Below are 15,806 nucleotides of genomic sequence, written 5' to 3' on the forward strand. Positions count from 1 at the left end.
GCCGGGCATCGGCGGCCGGAGGGGGCGGTTCGGGGGTCGTGAGGGAAAGCGGGGGGCTCGCGGCGCCGGGACCGCTCACCGGCCGTAGGTGCCCCGGCAGATGTTCGCCTCCGGGCTGTCCGGCCGCCACCCGCCGTAGCTGCGGCCGAGCGCGCACACGTCCGGGTTCCCCGGCAGCGGCCCCGGAGCCGCGGGCGGCACCTCGGTGTGGTGTCCGGGATGCTCATGCCCGGGGTGCGGGGACGTGGACCGGTGATGCGGGGCTGTCGTCCGCTCGATGGTGGGGGCCGGCCGGGGTGTGCGGCGTGCGTCGGCGCCCGGTGGCGACGGACGGCGGGAGGGTCCGACCATCTCCAGCGCCTCCCGTGCCGGGGCCTGCACCACACGGGGCGCCACGCTGCCGTCCGTCCGGGGCGTCGAGGACCGCGAGGGCGCCCGGGGCGGGAGCGGAGCGGGCGGCCGCTGGACGGTCACACAGCCGGCGAGGGCCGAGACGGCCACGGTGACCAGGAGCGTTGCACTCGTCGTCGTTCGCTGCACCCGCGCAACTCTGCTGGTTCCGGCGGACTTTGGGGCGCGGACGCACGGAGGATGCCCCGCACGGGTGACCTCCGACCCCGGATACCGGGGGCACCCCCGTCCGCCCCTCCCGCCGCGCATGCCCGCCGGGCATACGGCCGCCGGAGTCCCCACGGCGCGGCGGTCGTATGCTTCCGACGAGGCATCGTCGGTCATCCCAGGAGACACCCGTGAAGCTCGGCTGCATCGGACTCGGTGACATCGCGCAGAAGGCGTATCTGCCGGTGCTCGGGGTGCAGCCGGAAGTCGAGCTGCACCTCCAGACCCGGACCCCCTCGACCCTGCACCGCGTCGCCGACAGCCTGCACCTGCCCGAGCGGCAACGGCACGCGGATCTGGACGCGCTCCTGGACCAGCACCTCGACGCGGCGTTCGTGCACGCGCCCACCGTCGCCCACCCCGAGATCGTGGCCCGGCTCCTGGAGGCGGGCATTCCCACGTACGTCGACAAGCCCCTCGCCTACGAACTCGCCGAGTCCGAACGGCTGGTACGGCTCGCGGAAAAGCGGAACGTCGGCCTGGCGGTGGGCTTCAACCGGCGCTACGCACCCGGGTACGCACAGTGCGCCGACCATCCGCGCGAGCTGATCCTGCTGCAGAAGAACCGCGTCGGGCTGCCCGAGGAGCCCCGCACCATGATCCTCGACGACTTCATCCACGTCGTCGACACGCTGCGGTTCCTGGTCCCGGGACCGGTCGACGATGTCACGGTACGGGCCCGCGTCGAGGACGGTCTGCTGCACCATGTGGTGCTCCAGCTCGCCGGCGACGGCTTCACCGCGCTGGGCGTGATGAACCGGCTCAGCGGTTCGGCCGAGGAGATCCTCGAGGTCTCCGGGCAGGACACCAAGCGGCAGGTGCTGAACCTCGCCGAGATCGTCGACCACAAGGGCCAGCCGACCGTGCGACGGCGTGGGGACTGGGTGCCGGTGGCCCGGCAGCGCGGTATCGAGCAGGCCGCGCTCGCCTTCCTCGACGCCGTCCGCGCCGGCAAGGTGCTCAGCGCCCGTGACGCACTGGCGACCCATGAGCTGTGCGAGCGGGTGGTAGCTGCGGTGCAGGAGCGCTCCGTCGGGCTCTGAGCGCCCGTACGCCCTCCGTCGCGCCCAGCGCGGCGATCACCAGCAGGGCCCCGTGCACCGGCCAGTCGCCGTAGCGGTCGTAGGGCGTCATGCCGTGGGCGAGCGGGACGTCGTAGACCATCGACGCACTCCGGCCGGTGCCCAGCCAGGAACCGACGCGCTCACCACTCGGGCCGTAGACGGCGGAGACACCGGTCAGGGTGGCGTGCACCATCGGGCGGCCGGTCTCCGCGGCGCGCAGCGCGGCAAGTGAGGCGTGCTGCTCCGGCGCCCAGCTGTGCTGGAACGTCGACGTCGAGGACTGGGCGAGCAGCAGTCCGGCCCCGTCCTCGGCGAGATGGCGGCTCATGTCGGGGAACGCGGACTCGAAGCAGACCATCGGGCCCACGCGCAGTCCGTGGCCGACGTTCATGATCACCTGTTCGGTGCCGCGCCGGCGGTCCTCGCGGGCCGCCTTGCCCACCGAGGTGGCCCAGCCGAGCACCGACCGCGCGGGTATGTACTCACCGAACGGGACCAGCCGCATCTTGTCGTAGCGGTCGCCCGTCGGACCCTGCGGGCCGATGAGCACGGAACTCTTGTAGATGCCGGGGCGGTCGGAGCGACGGGCGTCGACGTTGACGAGGACGTCGGCCTTCACCAGCCGGGACAACGCCGCGACCCGGTCCGCCAGATCGGGCCGCTGCGCGAGGTCGAAACCGACGCTGCTCTCGCCCCACACGACGAGGTCCACGTCCTGCCCGGCGAGACGACGGGTCAGCTGCTCCTCACGCTCGAACCGTCTGGTGCCGCTGTCCGCGCCGTCTATCACGCCCGGCTGGACGACAGCGACGCGCACCCGCCCGTCGACGTCGGGGCGCGGCGACCAGGCCCATGCCGCCGATGCCGCCGCGGCCGCCGCGACGAGCCCGGCCACGGCCGGAACACGCGACGCCCGTATCGCGACGAGCATCGCCACGGCGATGTTGACGCCCACGACCAGGAAGCTCAGCAGCCAGACCCCGCCGATCGAGGCCAGCCGCAGCGCCGGCCCCACCTGCCACTGGCTCGAACCGAGCAGCCCCCACGGTCCGCCGAGCCCCTGCCAGGAGCGGACCAGCTCGACCACCAGCCAGCCCGAGGGCAGGACGAGAAGGGCGGCGCCCAGCCGTCGCGGTGAGGGCACCCCGCCAAGGAACCGCCGCACCAGCACGCCCCAGGGCGCCCACAGCGCCCCGAGCAGGGCCGCGATGACGAAGGTGAAGACGTTGAGACTCGGTATCAGCCAGTGGTGCACGGCGGTCATGAAGCCGAAGCCGCCGAGCCAGCCGTCGTACGCGGCCCGCCGCGCGGTCGGCGCGGACCGGGCGAGCAGGATCCACGGGACCAGGGCGATGTACGCGAACCACCACCAGGACGGCGCGGGGAAGGCGAACACCGGCAGCGCACCCGCGAGAACAGCGGCGATACCGCGCCACCCACGGGGGACGAGCCAGTCGTCGGGCATCCTCATGCGGCGCATTCCTCCCCAGTGCATGTCTCCAGTGTGCGCGCTGGGGAAGATCTACGACAGAGTGCCTGCGGCGAGCGGCGAGCGCGTGCTCAGGTGGCCGTTTCCTGGTCGGGCTGCCGGAACAGGCTGCGCCATTTCTCGCGGACGACCACCTCGTGCAGCCGCCAGCCCTCCTCCGTCCGCAGGAACGCGAACGCGTACCGGCCTCCGCACACGAAGCCCGGCGCGGACGGGCCGTCGGCCATCCCCGCGAGGTGGTCCGTCCCGGCGAGGTGGTCCGTCGCGGCGAGGTGGTCCGTCGCGGCGAGGTGGTCCGTCGCGGCGAGGTGGTCCGTCGCGGCGAGGTGGTCCGTCGCGGCGAGGCGCTCCGTTTCTGCGAGCCGCATCGGGTTGACGTAGTCGGCCCGGACCCGGGCGGTGTCGCCGACGTCGTGCGCGAGGGTGCCGAAGCGCAGGTGCCGGTTCATGATCAGGTGCTGGCGCACCGGGAACAGCCGCATGGTCCGCTCCAGCCATGTGGCGATCTGATCAGCGTCCCCCTCGATGCCGCCGGCCGAGCGGTAGTCGGCCCGCCCATCCGGGGTGAACAGCTCTCGGTACGCCTGCCAGTCTCCGTCGTCCACGGCTGCCGCGTACTCGGTGACGAGTCCGTCGACGGCCAGGCGGTCCATCACGGTCGCGAGCTCCACGCGCTGGGTCATCGGCTCAGTGTTGGGGACGCGGCAGGCGCAGCCAAGGGGTGTGCGCGGGGTTTCGGGCGGGCCCTCGGGTCGTGGACGGCCGAGGCGGTGGGCCTGTGGTCGCTCACCACATGTCTTCGCGGTGGACCACCCGGAAGCTGCCCGCGACGTTGTCGTCGGCGAACATGCTCGCCCGGAAGAACTCGTCCCCGTGGGAGTAGTCGCCGCCCTCGTTGGAGGTGCTCGGCACGACGCCGAAGGTGCTGCCGTAGGGACCGACGGTGGCGACCGGGGCGCCGTTGTCGCAGGTGAAACCGCGGTAGACCTCAACGAACTTGTCACTGTCGTTGTCGATGCTGAAGCTGTTCGAGCCCAGCCCGCTCGCCGCGGTGACGCAGCCCTCCACGGCGGCGGAGTACGTCCGCTCGTTGAAGTGGATCCACCCCGGCCCCCTGTGTCCACGGCCGCGGCCACGGCCCCTGTCCGAGCCGCCCTCGTCCCTCTTGCCATGTGTGTCGCCGCCACCGCTCGCAGCCGCGGCGGCGGGGGCGGCCTGGGCGGGGGCGGCCGCTGCGGCATGCCGGGGGTGCGTGGCTTTCGAGGCCGGATGGGCGGCGTGCGCGGCCTTCCGGGCCGCGTGCGCGGCCTTCCGGGCCGCGTGTTTGGCGGGCGGGCGCGCCTCGGTGGATTCCAGGGTCGAGGCGTAGGTGAGGCCGGCGGTGGCCAGGACCCCGGCGGCCACCACGGCCGCGGTCACGGCGAACGTACGTGTGGGCATGTCACTTCTCTCTGTCGCAGAGACGCCGGCCGGGCAGCCGATCTGCGATGAACGTACTGACAGCCCCTTATAACTGTCATATCGGACATGTTCCGGGTGTGATCTCGCAGGGCCGATCGGGCGCATACCCGGCGTGGCGCGTGGACGCGCCGGCGTCATCGCTGTGCGGCTCGCGGTGGCCGGACGTGCCGCGGCACCCGGATCGGCGCGGGACGGCATGCGCACGGGTGTACGGCAGGAGGGCTCTACGGCGCGAAGGGTCTGCGAGGCGAAGGGCCTGCGAGGCGAAGGGTCTGCGAGACGAGGGGGGCGGGTCTCGGTCGCGCGGGCCCGGGCTCATATGCCCCACGCCTCAAGAGGTTCCCGAGCGGGCGCTCACGGCCGAACCTCTTCCTGGCACCTGCCGCACACCGCCCCGTGCGACCAAGTGCCAGTCGGGCAACGGCAGTTGCGGCCGCAGTCGCCGAACCGCGCCCTTTCGGCGGCGCCTTCAGGCTGCCTCGATGACCTCGCTGCGGATCGCCGCGGCCCACTCCACCACCAACAGCTCGTACTCCGCGCGCTCCTGGGCCGACAGGGAGCCGCCCGCGCGCAGCCACAGCGCGCGGATCCGCTCGTTTAAGTCGTCGGCGGACCGCACGGAACCAAGGCTCTGGGAATCGGGGGACATGCGGGCAAGCCTAGGGGCAAGCAGTGACAGCGCGCCACCGGACGACTGCGCACACGGTATGTGGTTGGTCACGGTCGATTCCGTGGATCGTCGGTGGAGGATCAGGACAGGACTGTGAACCGCCCGTGGCCGCCGCCGTGGCGTAACTGCGGACATCGGCAGGGCAGTTGTTGTGGACAGCTGCCGTCGGTCGGGCGCGGGTGGGACCGTGGCGGCCGTCGAGAGGAGGGCACTGTGAAACAGGGCGACTTCCGCGCCGAGGAGATCGACACCGGCAGGCCGCACCCTGCGCGGATCTACGACTATCTGCTGGGCGGCAAGGACCACTACGAGGTGGACCAGGTCGCCGGTGACGAACTCGCCGCTGCCGCACCCGAGGTGCGGATCGGGCTCCAGGCCAACCGCGCCTTCCTGCGGCGCGCCGTCCGCTACGTCGTCGGCAGCGGCGTCCGCCAGCTCCTCGACATCGGCACCGGGCTGCCGACCTCGCCGAACGTGCACGAGATCGCCCACGAGGTGGCACCGGACGTACGCGTCGCGTATGTCGACAACGACCCGATCGTGAAGGTGCACGCCGACGCGCTGCTCAGCCGCTCCGGCGCGACCGGCATCGTGCTGGCCGATCTGGGGGACCCGGCGGCCATTGTGGACCACCCGGAGGTCCGCGGGGTCATCGACTTCGACGAGCCGGTGGCACTGCTCCTCGTCGCCGTCCTGCACTTCCTCACCGACGCGGAGCAGCCCGAGCGGGTCGTCGCCACCCTGCGCGACGCGCTGCCGGCAGGCAGCTTCCTGGTGCTCTCGCACGCCACGGACGACTTCGCGGATCGCAGTGAGGCCCAGGCCGTCTACAACAAGGCCACGGCCACCCTGAACCTGAGGTCCCGCGCCGAGGTCGAGCGCTTCTTCGACGGCTTGGAGCTGGTCGAACCTGGCCTTGCCCAGGTCCCGTTCTGGCGCCCGGACACCCCTCCGCCGGCGCGATCCGGTGAGATCGGCTTCTACGGGGGCGTGGCGCGCAAGTCCGGTTGAACCGCCCTCCACAAGACGGATCAGGAGGGGCGCCCTGTCGGGGCGCCGCCCCCTAGCCGACGCCACCCCCTCTTTGCCAGCGCTTGAGGTGAACCGGCCGGGGCCGGTTCTGCGCAACGGTGCTCTCCGGGGTGTTGACCGGCTCTTCGAGCGGACCGTACGTTGCAGCGGAGGGAAAGCGCTTGCCGCCCTCGGATTCTCCGGAGCCATCACGCGTTGGCCGACGTCTGACGTTGTCTGACGTCCCGTCCGATGGAGCGCTGATCACGTCCATGCCCACAGCCCGGAACGCGTCCACCGCCCACGATCCCAGGAGCCCCGAACCCACCCCGCACCGGGATCCGAGCCCGAACCCAGCCCCGGACACTGCCCCGACTCCCACCCTGAAACGGACCCCGACTCCCACCCTGAAACGGACCCCGACTCCCACCCTGAAACCGACCCCGACCCCGACTCCGGTCCCGACCGTGCGCACACACCGCCCGGCCGCGCCGTTCGCCGGCCGTCGCATCAGGGCCGCCCTGGTCGGCACGGGTGCCATCGCGCGTGGCTCGCATCTCCCCGCGCTCGCCCGGCTCGCCGAGGAGGGCGAGACCGAGGTCGTCGCCGCCGTCGACATCGATGCCGGCTCGGTCGAGCAGTTGTGCGCAGAGAGCGGTATTCCGCATCCGTACACCGATCTCGGCCGCATGCTCGAGGAGCAGCGGCCCGACCTGGTGAGCATCTGCACCCCGCCGGTCCTGCACCGTGAGCAGACCGTGGCCGCGCTGCGGGCCGGCGCCTGGGTGTGGTGCGAGAAGCCGCCGGTGCCGACGCTCGCCGACTTCGACGCCGTGGAGGCGGCGGAGGGCACGGACGGCGGACCCTTCGCGGCGATCGTCTTCCAGCACCGCTTCGGCTCGGGCGCCCGCCATGTCGGACGGCTGCTCGCCGAAGGGACCCTGGGCCGCCCGCTGGTGGCGCACTGCCAGACCACCTGGTACCGCAACGCGGCCTATTATGCGGTGCCCTGGCGGGGCCGCTGGCGGACCGAGGGCGGCGGACCGGCCATGGGGCACGGCATCCATCAGATGGACCTGCTCCTCGACCTGCTCGGACCGTGGAGCGAGGTGCGCGCCATGGCCGGGCGCCTGGTGCACGCCGTGGAGACCGAGGACGTCTCCACGGCGCTCGTACGCTTCCGGAACGGCGCGCTCGCCACGGTCGTGAACAGTGTGCTCAGCCCGGACGAGGTCAGCCGTATCCGTATCGACTGCGAGCGTGCCACCGTGGAACTCACGCATCTGTACGGCCACCGCAACGACAACTGGCGCATCACGCCTGCTCCCGATGTGCCCGAGGAGGAGGCCGCGGCCTGGCGGGACTTCGGGGCGGACGTGCCCAGTTCGCATCTGGCGCAGTTGCGCGAGCTGGTCGCCGCCATGCGCGCAGGGGTCCGGCCCCGCAGCAGCGGCGCGGACGGGCGCACCAGTCTGGAACTGATCACCGCGCTGTACAAGTCGGCATTCACCGACACGACCGTCCGCGTGGGCGGTATCCGCCCCGGCGACCCCTACTACGCGGCCCTGCACGGTGGCGCTCCCGGCTGGGCCCCCGAGACGACCGCGGCGGCCGAGGCGTCTGTGGCGGCGCCCGGTGAGGAGGTGTCCGCATGACCGCGACCCTGCGCATCGTGCACGCGCACGGCGACCGCATCACCGTCACCGAACCGGCCACCGGAATCGAGCTGTTCGCCTACGTCTACGGTCCCGAGGCGGCCTGGGAGGCACCCAAGCCGTATCTGCATCCGGTGCGGACGCTGGCCGGCGACGTGGTCACCGGCTACCGGCCCAACGACCACCGCTGGCACAAGGGCCTCCAGCTCACCGCCTCGCATCTGTCGGGGCAGAACCTGTGGGGCGGCAACACCTATGTGCACGGCGAGGGGTACCTCGCCCTGCCGGAGCGCGTCGGTTCGATGGCGCACATCGCCTTCGATGAGATCGGCGCGGACGGCGAGGGCGCGATGATCGCCGAGCGGCTGACCTGGCATCCGTACACCGGGGAGCTGTGGGCCGACGAAGAGCGCCGCATCGAGGTGCACGACGTGGAGCCCGCCTCCCGGTCCTGGGCGCTTACCTGGACCTCGGCGATCACCAACCGCCGTGACGAGCCGCTGCTCTTCGGCAGTCCGACCACCGCCGGGCGGGAGACGGCCGGCTACACGGGACTGTTCTGGCGGGGGCCGCGCTCCTTCCGGGACGGACGGGTCAGCGGGCCCGACTCCGAGGGACCCGGACTGATGGGCCGGCAGACCCCCTGGCTCGCGTACTCGGGCGAGCACGACGGCGCCGACGGACATGCCACGCTCGTCTTCGCGCACGCTCCGGAGAACGACCACCTGGGGGAGCGGGGAACCCACCCCTCCCACTGGTTCGTGCGCAACGACCCCTTCGCGGCCGTCGCCCCGTCCTGGGCGTTCCACGACGAACTGGAACTGGCCCCGGGCGACACACTGCGCCGGCGCTATCGCGTGGTGGTGGCGGACGGCGCGTGGGGGCGCGAGGAGGTCGCCGAGTACCTTGCGGATCACCCGTGGTGAGCGCCGGGGAGTTCAGGGGTCTGCCGGGCGCCGTCGCCGTCTCGCATCTGCGCGTGTACGACTGGCCGGCGGCCGACGGTGTGCGCGGTGGCACGCCCCATCTGCATCTGACCTGTTCGGAGGCGTATGTCGTCACCGGCGGGCGGGGCGCCGTGCAGACGCTGACGACATCCGGGTACGAGGTCACGCCGCTCGCTCCCGGCACGGTCGCCTGGTTCACGCCCGGGACCATCCACCGGCTGGTCAACGAAGACGAGCTGCGTATCACCGTCCTCATGCAGAACGGCGGACTGCCGGAGGCGGGCGATGCCGTACTCACCCTGCCTCCCGAGCACCTGACGGACCCCGAGACCTACGCCGCCGCGACCGTCATCCCGGCCGGCGCGCCCGAGGCGGAGCGGGAGCGGATCGCCCGGACCCGCCGCGATCTGGCGCTGGAGGGGTACCGGGCGCTGCGCGACGCGGACGGACCCGAGCCGCTGGCCGCCTTCCACCGGGCCGCCGCGGCGCTCGTACGGCCGCGCCTGGCCGAATGGCGCGAGCGGTGGCGGCGCGGGGCCCGGGCCGCCACCGAGGCGACGGCGGAGCAGTTGGACCGCCTGGAGCGGGGCGATGTGTCCCACCTCGCCGACGCGGTCGTACGGGCCGAACAGCCCTCCACGCAAGGAAGGTTCGGGATGTGCGGGCGGCTGGACGTGTACCGGGGGGAGCCGTAGGCAGGCCTAGGCGGCGGCCGGTCCCGAGATCGTCCAGCCCGGAGCCTGGGGATGCGGCGTCTGGTTCCCGTGACGGACCTCCCCGCCGCAGGCGGAGCAGGTGACGACCGGGATCAGTTCGTTGCCGCAGGCGTGCTCGATCACCATGGGGCGATCGCCGTCCTTGCGGAGATGACGGTCGCCCCACGCCATGAGGGTCATCAGGACCGGCTCCAGCTCCAGGCCCGCTGCCGTCGGCCGGTACTCGAACCGCTGCGGGCGCTCGCTGTACATCCTCTTCGTCAGGATCCCCGCCTCCACAAGACGCTTCAGCCGCGCGGCCAGGATGTCGCGCGGGGCGCCGATGTTGCGCACGAGCTGGTCGAAGCGGCGGTTGCCGAGACACACCTCGCGCAGCACGAGCAAGGAGTACTTCTCGCCCACCACGGCCAAGGTGTCGGAGATCGAGCAGGGGCGCGGGTCTTTGGAGGCGGCCATGGGTCCAGTCTAGGTGAGGGTTTGCTTTTCCAACTTAACGCGTTATCGTGAATCCAGATTTCCTACTCACCGGTAACCGTCCCACCGGCACCCGCCGGGCAAGGAGGCCCGCACCATGCGCGACGCCGTGATCGTCGAAGCCGTACGCACCCCAGTCGGCAAGGGCAAGCCGAACGGCGCCCTGGCCCATGTCCACCCCGTGGAACTCCTCGCACACACTCTGCGCACCCTCGTGGATCGCTCCGGCGTCGACCCGGCGCTGATCGACGACGTCATCGGCGGCACCGTCGACCAGGTCGGCGAGCAGGCCATGAACACCACCCGGTACGCCGTGCTGTCCGCGGGCTTCCCGGAGACGGTGCCCGCGACCACCGTGGACCGTCAGTGCGGCTCCTCCCAGCAGGCCGTGCACTTCGCTGCCCAGGGCGTGCTGTCGGGTGCCTACGACATCGTCGTGGCCTGCGGCGTGGAGTCCATGAGCCGCGTGCCCATGTGGTCGAACGTGCCCGCCGGCAAGGACCCCTTCGGGCCCGGAGTCGCCGAGCGCTACCCGGAGGGCCTCGTCCCGCAGGGCATCAGCGCCGAGCTGATCGCCGCGAAGTGGTCGATCACCCGGGACCAGATGGACGCCTTCGCCGTGTCCTCCCACCACAAGGCCGCGGCCGCGTGGGACGCCGGTCTGTTCGACGCCGAGACGGCGCCGCTGGAGGGCCTCACACGCGACGAGTCCATGCGGCCGTCCAGCACCACCGAGACCCTCGCCGGACTCAAGCCCGCCTACTACGACCCGGGTTTCGCGGAGCGGTTCCCGCAGATCGGGTGGAACGTCACCGCCGGCAACGCGAGCCCGATCAATGACGGCGCCTCGGCGGTGCTCATCACCACCAGCGACACCGCGGCCCGTCTCGGCCTGCGTCCGCTCGCCCGGCTGCACAGCTTCGCGGTCACGGGCTCCGATCCCATCCTGATGCTCACCGGGGTCATCCCCGCCACCGAGAAGGTGCTGCGCAAGGCGGGCCTGACGATCGGCGACATCGACCTGTTCGAGGTGAACGAGGCCTTCTCCAGCGTCGTCCTCGCCTGGCAGCAGGAGACGGGCGCCGAACTCGACAGGGTCAACGTGCACGGCGGGGCCATCGCCATCGGCCACCCGCTCGGCGCGAGCGGCACCCGGTTGACGACCACCCTGGTGCACGCGCTGCGCGCGCGTGGAGCGCGATACGGCCTGCAGACGATGTGCGAGGCGGGAGGACTCGCCAACGCCATGATTCTCGAGGCGGTCTAGTCGTGGTCTAGTCGGCCCCTCCGGTGTCAGCGACGGCTCGCAGGTGGTGGCGCTTGCGCCAGGCCATCACCGCCCCGGCCACCGCCGGCCCCGCGATGAGGGCCATCGCGATCAGAAAGGCCGGTGAGGTCGGGCGCGAGGCGCGGGCACCCGCGACGACGTACGCGGCGGTGTTCGGAACCGATCCGAGCGCCGTCGCGATCAGGAACGGCGCCCAGCGCATCCTGGAGACGGCGGCGCAGTAGTTGGCCGCCCAGAACGGCACCCCGGGGAACAGCCGGGCCGCCATCATCGAGCGGAAGCCGTGCCGACTGAGCTGGCCGTCCGCCGCCTTCAGCCAGCGGCCCCGCAGCAGCGGACGCAGCGCGTCCTGCCCCAGCACCCGGCCGAGCCCGAAGGCGATCCCGGCGCCCAGCATCGTGCCGGCGAGGGCCGTTCCCGTGCCCAGCTGCGAGCCGAACAGCGCGCCCGCCGCCAGATTGAGCAGCGGACGCGGCACGAACGCGACCGTGCACAGCCCGTACGCCACCGCGAAGACGACGGCCGCCGTGGCACCTCCGAGCTGCGGTGGCCAGCCGTGCGTGAGCAGCTTCTGCGGCTGATACGCCAGCACACAGGCCGCCGCCGCGCCGAGCAGCACCAGGAGCAGGGACAGACGGGACCAGGGCGACAGCAGCACTCTGGTGCAGCGGGCGGAGAATCCGAGCGGTACGGCGACCGCGGCGGCCCGCGTGGCGGTGAACTCCGCCGTGGCGCGAGGGGAGACAGCGGCGGTGAGCTCCGTGGCGGCGGCCCGGGGAGAGGCCGTGGCGGTGCCCCCAGAGCGGGTGGTGGCATCGAGCATCCGGTGACACTAACCGACCGATGTGTGTGATCGCCGTATGGTTCGTCTCATGGAGGCCACAGGTTCCGGAACAACGGACGCGCCGCCCACGCCGCCGCCCAGCGGTCTCGCGGACGCCGTGATGGAGCGGCTCACCGTCGCATACGCCGCCGCGGCGGACCCGCAGCGGGCCGTGCCGATGCGCGCCTATATGAAGGACGTGGCGCCCTTCCTCGGTCTGACCACGCCCGTTCGCCGGGCCCTGGCCGGCACCGTCCTGGCGGGCACGCCCCGCCCGGATGAGGCAGACTGCACGGCGCTCGCGCTGCGCTGCTGGGCGCTGCCCGAGCGCGAGTACCACTACTTCGCCGTCGACTACCTCCGCCGCCATGTGAGGCAACTCTCCTCGGGATTCCTCCCCGTGACGCGCCATCTGGTCTCCACAGACCCCTGGTGGGACACCGTCGACGCGCTGGCCGCCCATGTGGTGGGCGGCCTTGTCACCGCCAATCCGCGGCTGCGCGGTGCCATGGACGCGTGGATCGAGGACGACGAGCCGTGGATCGCCCGGACCGCCCTGCTCCACCAGCTGCGTCACAAGGAGGCCACCGACACGAGCCGTCTCTTCGCGTACTGCGTACGCCGGTCCGCGGATCCCGACTTCTTCATCAGGAAGGCGATCGGGTGGGCCTTGCGGGAGTACGCCAAGACGGATCCGGACGCCGTACGGCAGTTCGTGGCCCGGGAGGCGACACGGCTCTCCCCGCTGTCGGTGCGGGAAGCGCTCAAGAACCTCTGAAAGGCCCCCGCGGAAAAACCATTCGACGTGGGCGCACGCGTCGACGATGCTCTACGGCATGTTCCGGTACGCCTTCGTCCTCGCAGCATCCGCCGCCGCGGATGCGCCGAAGGCTGCCGTCCCGCTCTTCCCGGCCGCCGTCGACGGCGCCCGAAGCTGACCCTTCCCGGATCGTCCGGCGGACCCCGCAGGGGGAGGGTCGGCAAGTCCTTGGGGTCCCCGTCCCGGCCGGATCGTCCGCTGCCGGGGCCGTCATTCAGTACCACTGAAGAGGCTTCGAGGTACAGCCATGCCCAAGACGGCATACGTGCGCACCAAACCGCATCTGAACATCGGCACGATGGGGCACGTCGACCACGGCAAGACCACCCTGACCGCCGCGATCACCAAGGTCCTGGCCGACCGCGGCACCGGCACGTTCGTCCCGTTCGACCGGATCGACCGGGCCCCGGAGGAGGCGGCGCGCGGCATCACCATCAACATCGCGCATGTCGAGTACGAGACGGACACCCGGCACTACGCACATGTCGACATGCCGGGCCATGCCGACTACGTCAAGAACATGGTCACCGGGGCCGCCCAGCTCGACGGGGCGATCCTCGTGGTCTCGGCGCTGGACGGGATCATGCCGCAGACCGCCGAACATGTGCTGCTGGCCCGGCAGGTGGGCGTCGACCACATCGTCGTGGCCCTCAACAAGGCCGACGCGGGGGAGGAGGAACTCACCGACCTCGTCGAGCTGGAGGTCCGCGAACTGCTCAGCGCGCAGGGCTATCCCGGCGACTCGGTCCCGGTGGTCCGTGTCTCCGGGCTCAAGGCCCTGGAGGGCGACCCCCGTTGGACCGCGGCGATCGACGCGCTGCTCGACGCGGTGGACACCTATGTGCCCATGCCCGAGCGGTACCTCGACGCGCCGTTCCTGCTGCCGGTGGAGAACGTGCTCACCATCACCGGGCGCGGCACGGTCGTCACCGGCGCGGTCGAGCGCGGCACGGTGCGAGTCGGCGACCGGGTGGAGGTGCTCGGCGCCGGGCTGGAGTCCGTGGTCACCGGCCTGGAGACCTTCGGCAAGCCCATGGAGGAGGCGCAGGCCGGGGACAACGTGGCGCTGCTGCTGCGCGGGGTGCCGCGTGACGCGGTCCGGCGCGGGCACATCGTCGCGGCGCCCGGCAGCGTCGTGCCGAGCCGCCGCTTCTCGGCCCGGGTGTATGTGCTGTCGGCCCGCGAGGGTGGTCGTACGACTCCGGTGTCGACCGGATACCGGCCGCAGTTCTACATCCGCACCGCGGACGTGGTCGGCGACATCGACCTGGGCGAGACGGCGGTCGCCCGGCCCGGTGACACGGTCACCATGACCGTGGAACTGGGCCGCGACGTGCCCCTGGAGCCCGGCCTCGGCTTCGCGATCCGCGAGGGCGGCCGGACCGTCGGCGCGGGCACGGTGACGACCGTGGGCTGAGCCCGACGTACGGCCGTCGGCCGCCGACCCGGGAGCATCCGGGTCGGCGGCCTGACCCCGGTCGCTTGTGTCCGGGACCGGCGCCTGGGGGGCGGTTGTGATCGTCTCGTCCGGTCGCTCGGGGCCGGGGTGGTGGGATCTGGCGGTCGGGGTGGAGGGGTGTCGGTTATGGCCTTCTCGTCCGCTGGGCCGGGGCCTGGGGGTGGGGTGGTCGGTCGCGTGCGGCAGGACCGCCCTTGACCGGTCGGGCGGGTTCGGGCGCGGGAGTGGCGGTTGCGTCGCGTCTGGTGGGGCCGGGTGGAGGGGTGGGCGGTTGTCGCCTTCTGGTCCGGTGGGCCCGGGCACTGGGGCGGTTGGGATCGGGCGCTGGAGCGGCCGGTCGCGTCCGTCGGGTCCATGTCCTGGCAGCCCGGGCGGGCCGACCTCGTTCCGGCCGCGGCCTTCCGCCGTACTCCCCCCGCGGCGGCCCTGCACAATGGTGTCGTGACCGAGTCGATACCCGTGACGCGTGTCGTGGATCACGGGACCGCCAAGCTGATGCCCGATGTCGACCGTGAGCGGGCCTGGCTGCTGACGCTCGACGGGGCGCCGCAGTCCTACGTGGATCTCGACGCGCCGACGCATCTGGAGTTCGAGTACGCGCGACGGCTCGGTCATGCCCTGGACACGCTGATGGAGCCTGGCCGTCCACTGGACGTGCTGCACCTCGGCGGAGGCGCGCTCACCCTGCCGCGTTACGTCGCCGCGACCCGGCCGGGCTCACGGCAGGACGTGGTCGAGGCCGACCGGGGCCTGCTGGACCTGGTCGCGGAGTACCTGCCCCTGCCCGACGACGCCGGTGTCACGCTGACCGCGGCCGACGCACGTGCCTGGCTGGAAGCCGCCCCGCCGCACTCCGCGGACATCGTGATCGCGGACGTCTTCGGTGGCTCCCGGGTGCCGGCCCATCTGACGACCGTGGCCTACGCCCGCGCCGCCGAGCGCGTGCTGCGCCCGGACGGCGTCTATCTCGCGAACCTCGCGGACGCCACACCCTTCGCCTTCCTCCGCTCCCAACTCGCCACGTTCTCCCTGGTGTTCGAGGAACTGGCGCTGATCGCCGAGCCGGGCGTGCTCCGCGGCCGCCGTTTCGGGAACGCCGTGCTCGTCGCCGCCCACCGGCCCCTGGACATGGCCGCACTCGCCCGCCGCACGGCCGCGGACGCGTTCCCGGCCCGGGTTGAAGAGGGGCCCGCCCTCCGGCGGTTCATCGGCACCGCCGAGCCGGTCCAGGACGAGGACGCCGTCCCGTCACCCGAGCCGCCCGACGGGACCTTCACCATCGGCTGAGCGGGCCGGGCCGCAGGGCGGTCC

Annotated in this window: 16 protein-coding genes; 9 read left to right on the forward strand and 7 right to left on the reverse strand. The window is 72.2% G+C overall.

Annotated elements, in window-relative coordinates:
* Positions 1-75: 75 nt before the first annotated feature.
* The gene (locus ACIP94_RS26185; protein ID WP_402430386.1) at positions 76-540 is read right to left on the reverse strand and encodes a hypothetical protein; all 465 of its coding nucleotides are present in this window, start codon (positions 538-540) and stop codon (positions 76-78) included.
* A 209-nt stretch (positions 541-749) separates the two neighbouring features.
* Between ACIP94_RS26185 and ACIP94_RS26190 the strand changes: the two genes are divergently transcribed.
* Positions 750-1,661 carry a Gfo/Idh/MocA family protein gene (locus ACIP94_RS26190; RefSeq protein WP_402430389.1) on the forward strand — a complete coding sequence of 304 codons (912 nt, stop codon included), beginning with the start codon at positions 750-752 and terminating at the stop codon, positions 1,659-1,661.
* On the opposite strand, the gene lnt is transcribed toward ACIP94_RS26190, so the two are convergent.
* The 4 genes from lnt to ACIP94_RS26210 form a co-directional block, all read right to left on the reverse strand.
* A complete protein-coding gene (lnt, locus tag ACIP94_RS26195; RefSeq protein WP_402430392.1) occupies positions 1,579-3,153 on the reverse strand; it encodes an apolipoprotein N-acyltransferase in 1,575 nt (524 codons plus the stop codon). The genes ACIP94_RS26190 and lnt overlap by 83 nt on opposite strands.
* Positions 3,154-3,242: 89 nt before the next feature.
* A complete protein-coding gene (locus tag ACIP94_RS26200) occupies positions 3,243-3,854 on the reverse strand; it encodes a nuclear transport factor 2 family protein (protein ID WP_402430395.1) in 612 nt (203 codons plus the stop codon).
* Positions 3,855-3,957: 103 nt separating this feature from the next.
* The gene (locus ACIP94_RS26205; RefSeq protein ID WP_402430398.1) at positions 3,958-4,611 is read right to left on the reverse strand and encodes a hypothetical protein; all 654 of its coding nucleotides are present in this window, start codon (positions 4,609-4,611) and stop codon (positions 3,958-3,960) included.
* Between the two features lie 490 nt (positions 4,612-5,101).
* A complete protein-coding gene (locus ACIP94_RS26210; protein WP_402430401.1) occupies positions 5,102-5,281 on the reverse strand; it encodes a hypothetical protein in 180 nt (59 codons plus the stop codon).
* 234 nt (positions 5,282-5,515) lie between these two features.
* On the opposite strand from ACIP94_RS26210, the gene ACIP94_RS26215 reads away from it, so the two are divergent.
* From ACIP94_RS26215 to ACIP94_RS26230, 4 genes are all read left to right on the forward strand, one after another.
* Positions 5,516-6,313: an SAM-dependent methyltransferase gene (locus ACIP94_RS26215; protein ID WP_402430404.1), complete on the forward strand. Its 798-nt coding sequence runs from the start codon at positions 5,516-5,518 to the stop codon at positions 6,311-6,313.
* A 272-nt stretch (positions 6,314-6,585) separates the two neighbouring features.
* A complete protein-coding gene (locus tag ACIP94_RS26220) occupies positions 6,586-7,968 on the forward strand; it encodes a Gfo/Idh/MocA family oxidoreductase (RefSeq protein WP_402430407.1) in 1,383 nt (460 codons plus the stop codon).
* Complete coding sequence (locus ACIP94_RS26225; RefSeq protein ID WP_402430410.1) at positions 7,965-8,894, forward strand: PmoA family protein; 930 nt, start codon at positions 7,965-7,967, stop codon at positions 8,892-8,894. The genes ACIP94_RS26220 and ACIP94_RS26225 overlap by 4 nt, the downstream gene beginning before the upstream one ends.
* Positions 8,888-9,610: a cupin domain-containing protein gene (locus tag ACIP94_RS26230; RefSeq protein WP_402430413.1), complete on the forward strand. Its 723-nt coding sequence runs from the start codon at positions 8,888-8,890 to the stop codon at positions 9,608-9,610. Before ACIP94_RS26225 ends, ACIP94_RS26230 begins: the two co-directional genes overlap by 7 nt.
* Positions 9,611-9,616: 6 nt before the next feature.
* Here the strand turns inward: ACIP94_RS26230 and ACIP94_RS26235 are convergent, their stop codons facing one another.
* On the reverse strand, positions 9,617-10,087 hold the full coding sequence (locus ACIP94_RS26235) for a winged helix-turn-helix transcriptional regulator (protein WP_402430416.1): 471 nt from the start codon (positions 10,085-10,087) through the stop codon (positions 9,617-9,619).
* A gap of 115 nt (positions 10,088-10,202) precedes the next feature.
* On the opposite strand from ACIP94_RS26235, the gene ACIP94_RS26240 reads away from it, so the two are divergent.
* On the forward strand, positions 10,203-11,372 hold the full coding sequence (locus ACIP94_RS26240) for a thiolase family protein (protein WP_402430419.1): 1,170 nt from the start codon (positions 10,203-10,205) through the stop codon (positions 11,370-11,372).
* Between the two features lie 7 nt (positions 11,373-11,379).
* On the opposite strand, the gene ACIP94_RS26245 is transcribed toward ACIP94_RS26240, so the two are convergent.
* On the reverse strand, positions 11,380-12,216 hold the full coding sequence (locus ACIP94_RS26245) for a TVP38/TMEM64 family protein (RefSeq protein WP_402430422.1): 837 nt from the start codon (positions 12,214-12,216) through the stop codon (positions 11,380-11,382).
* 49 nt (positions 12,217-12,265) lie between these two features.
* On the opposite strand from ACIP94_RS26245, the gene ACIP94_RS26250 reads away from it, so the two are divergent.
* From ACIP94_RS26250 to ACIP94_RS26260, 3 genes are all read left to right on the forward strand, one after another.
* Positions 12,266-12,994 (forward strand): DNA alkylation repair protein, encoded by a 729-nt coding sequence (locus ACIP94_RS26250; RefSeq protein ID WP_402430425.1) that lies wholly within the window; start codon positions 12,266-12,268, stop codon positions 12,992-12,994.
* A 289-nt stretch (positions 12,995-13,283) separates the two neighbouring features.
* A complete protein-coding gene (tuf, locus tag ACIP94_RS26255; protein WP_402430428.1) occupies positions 13,284-14,453 on the forward strand; it encodes an elongation factor Tu in 1,170 nt (389 codons plus the stop codon).
* 483 nt (positions 14,454-14,936) lie between these two features.
* Positions 14,937-15,782 carry a spermidine synthase gene (locus ACIP94_RS26260; protein WP_402430431.1) on the forward strand — a complete coding sequence of 282 codons (846 nt, stop codon included), beginning with the start codon at positions 14,937-14,939 and terminating at the stop codon, positions 15,780-15,782.
* Positions 15,783-15,806: the final 24 nt, after the last annotated feature.

This window comes from Streptomyces sp. NPDC093261 (genome assembly GCF_044753645.1).
Classification (GTDB): Bacteria; Actinomycetota; Actinomycetes; order Streptomycetales; family Streptomycetaceae; genus Streptomyces.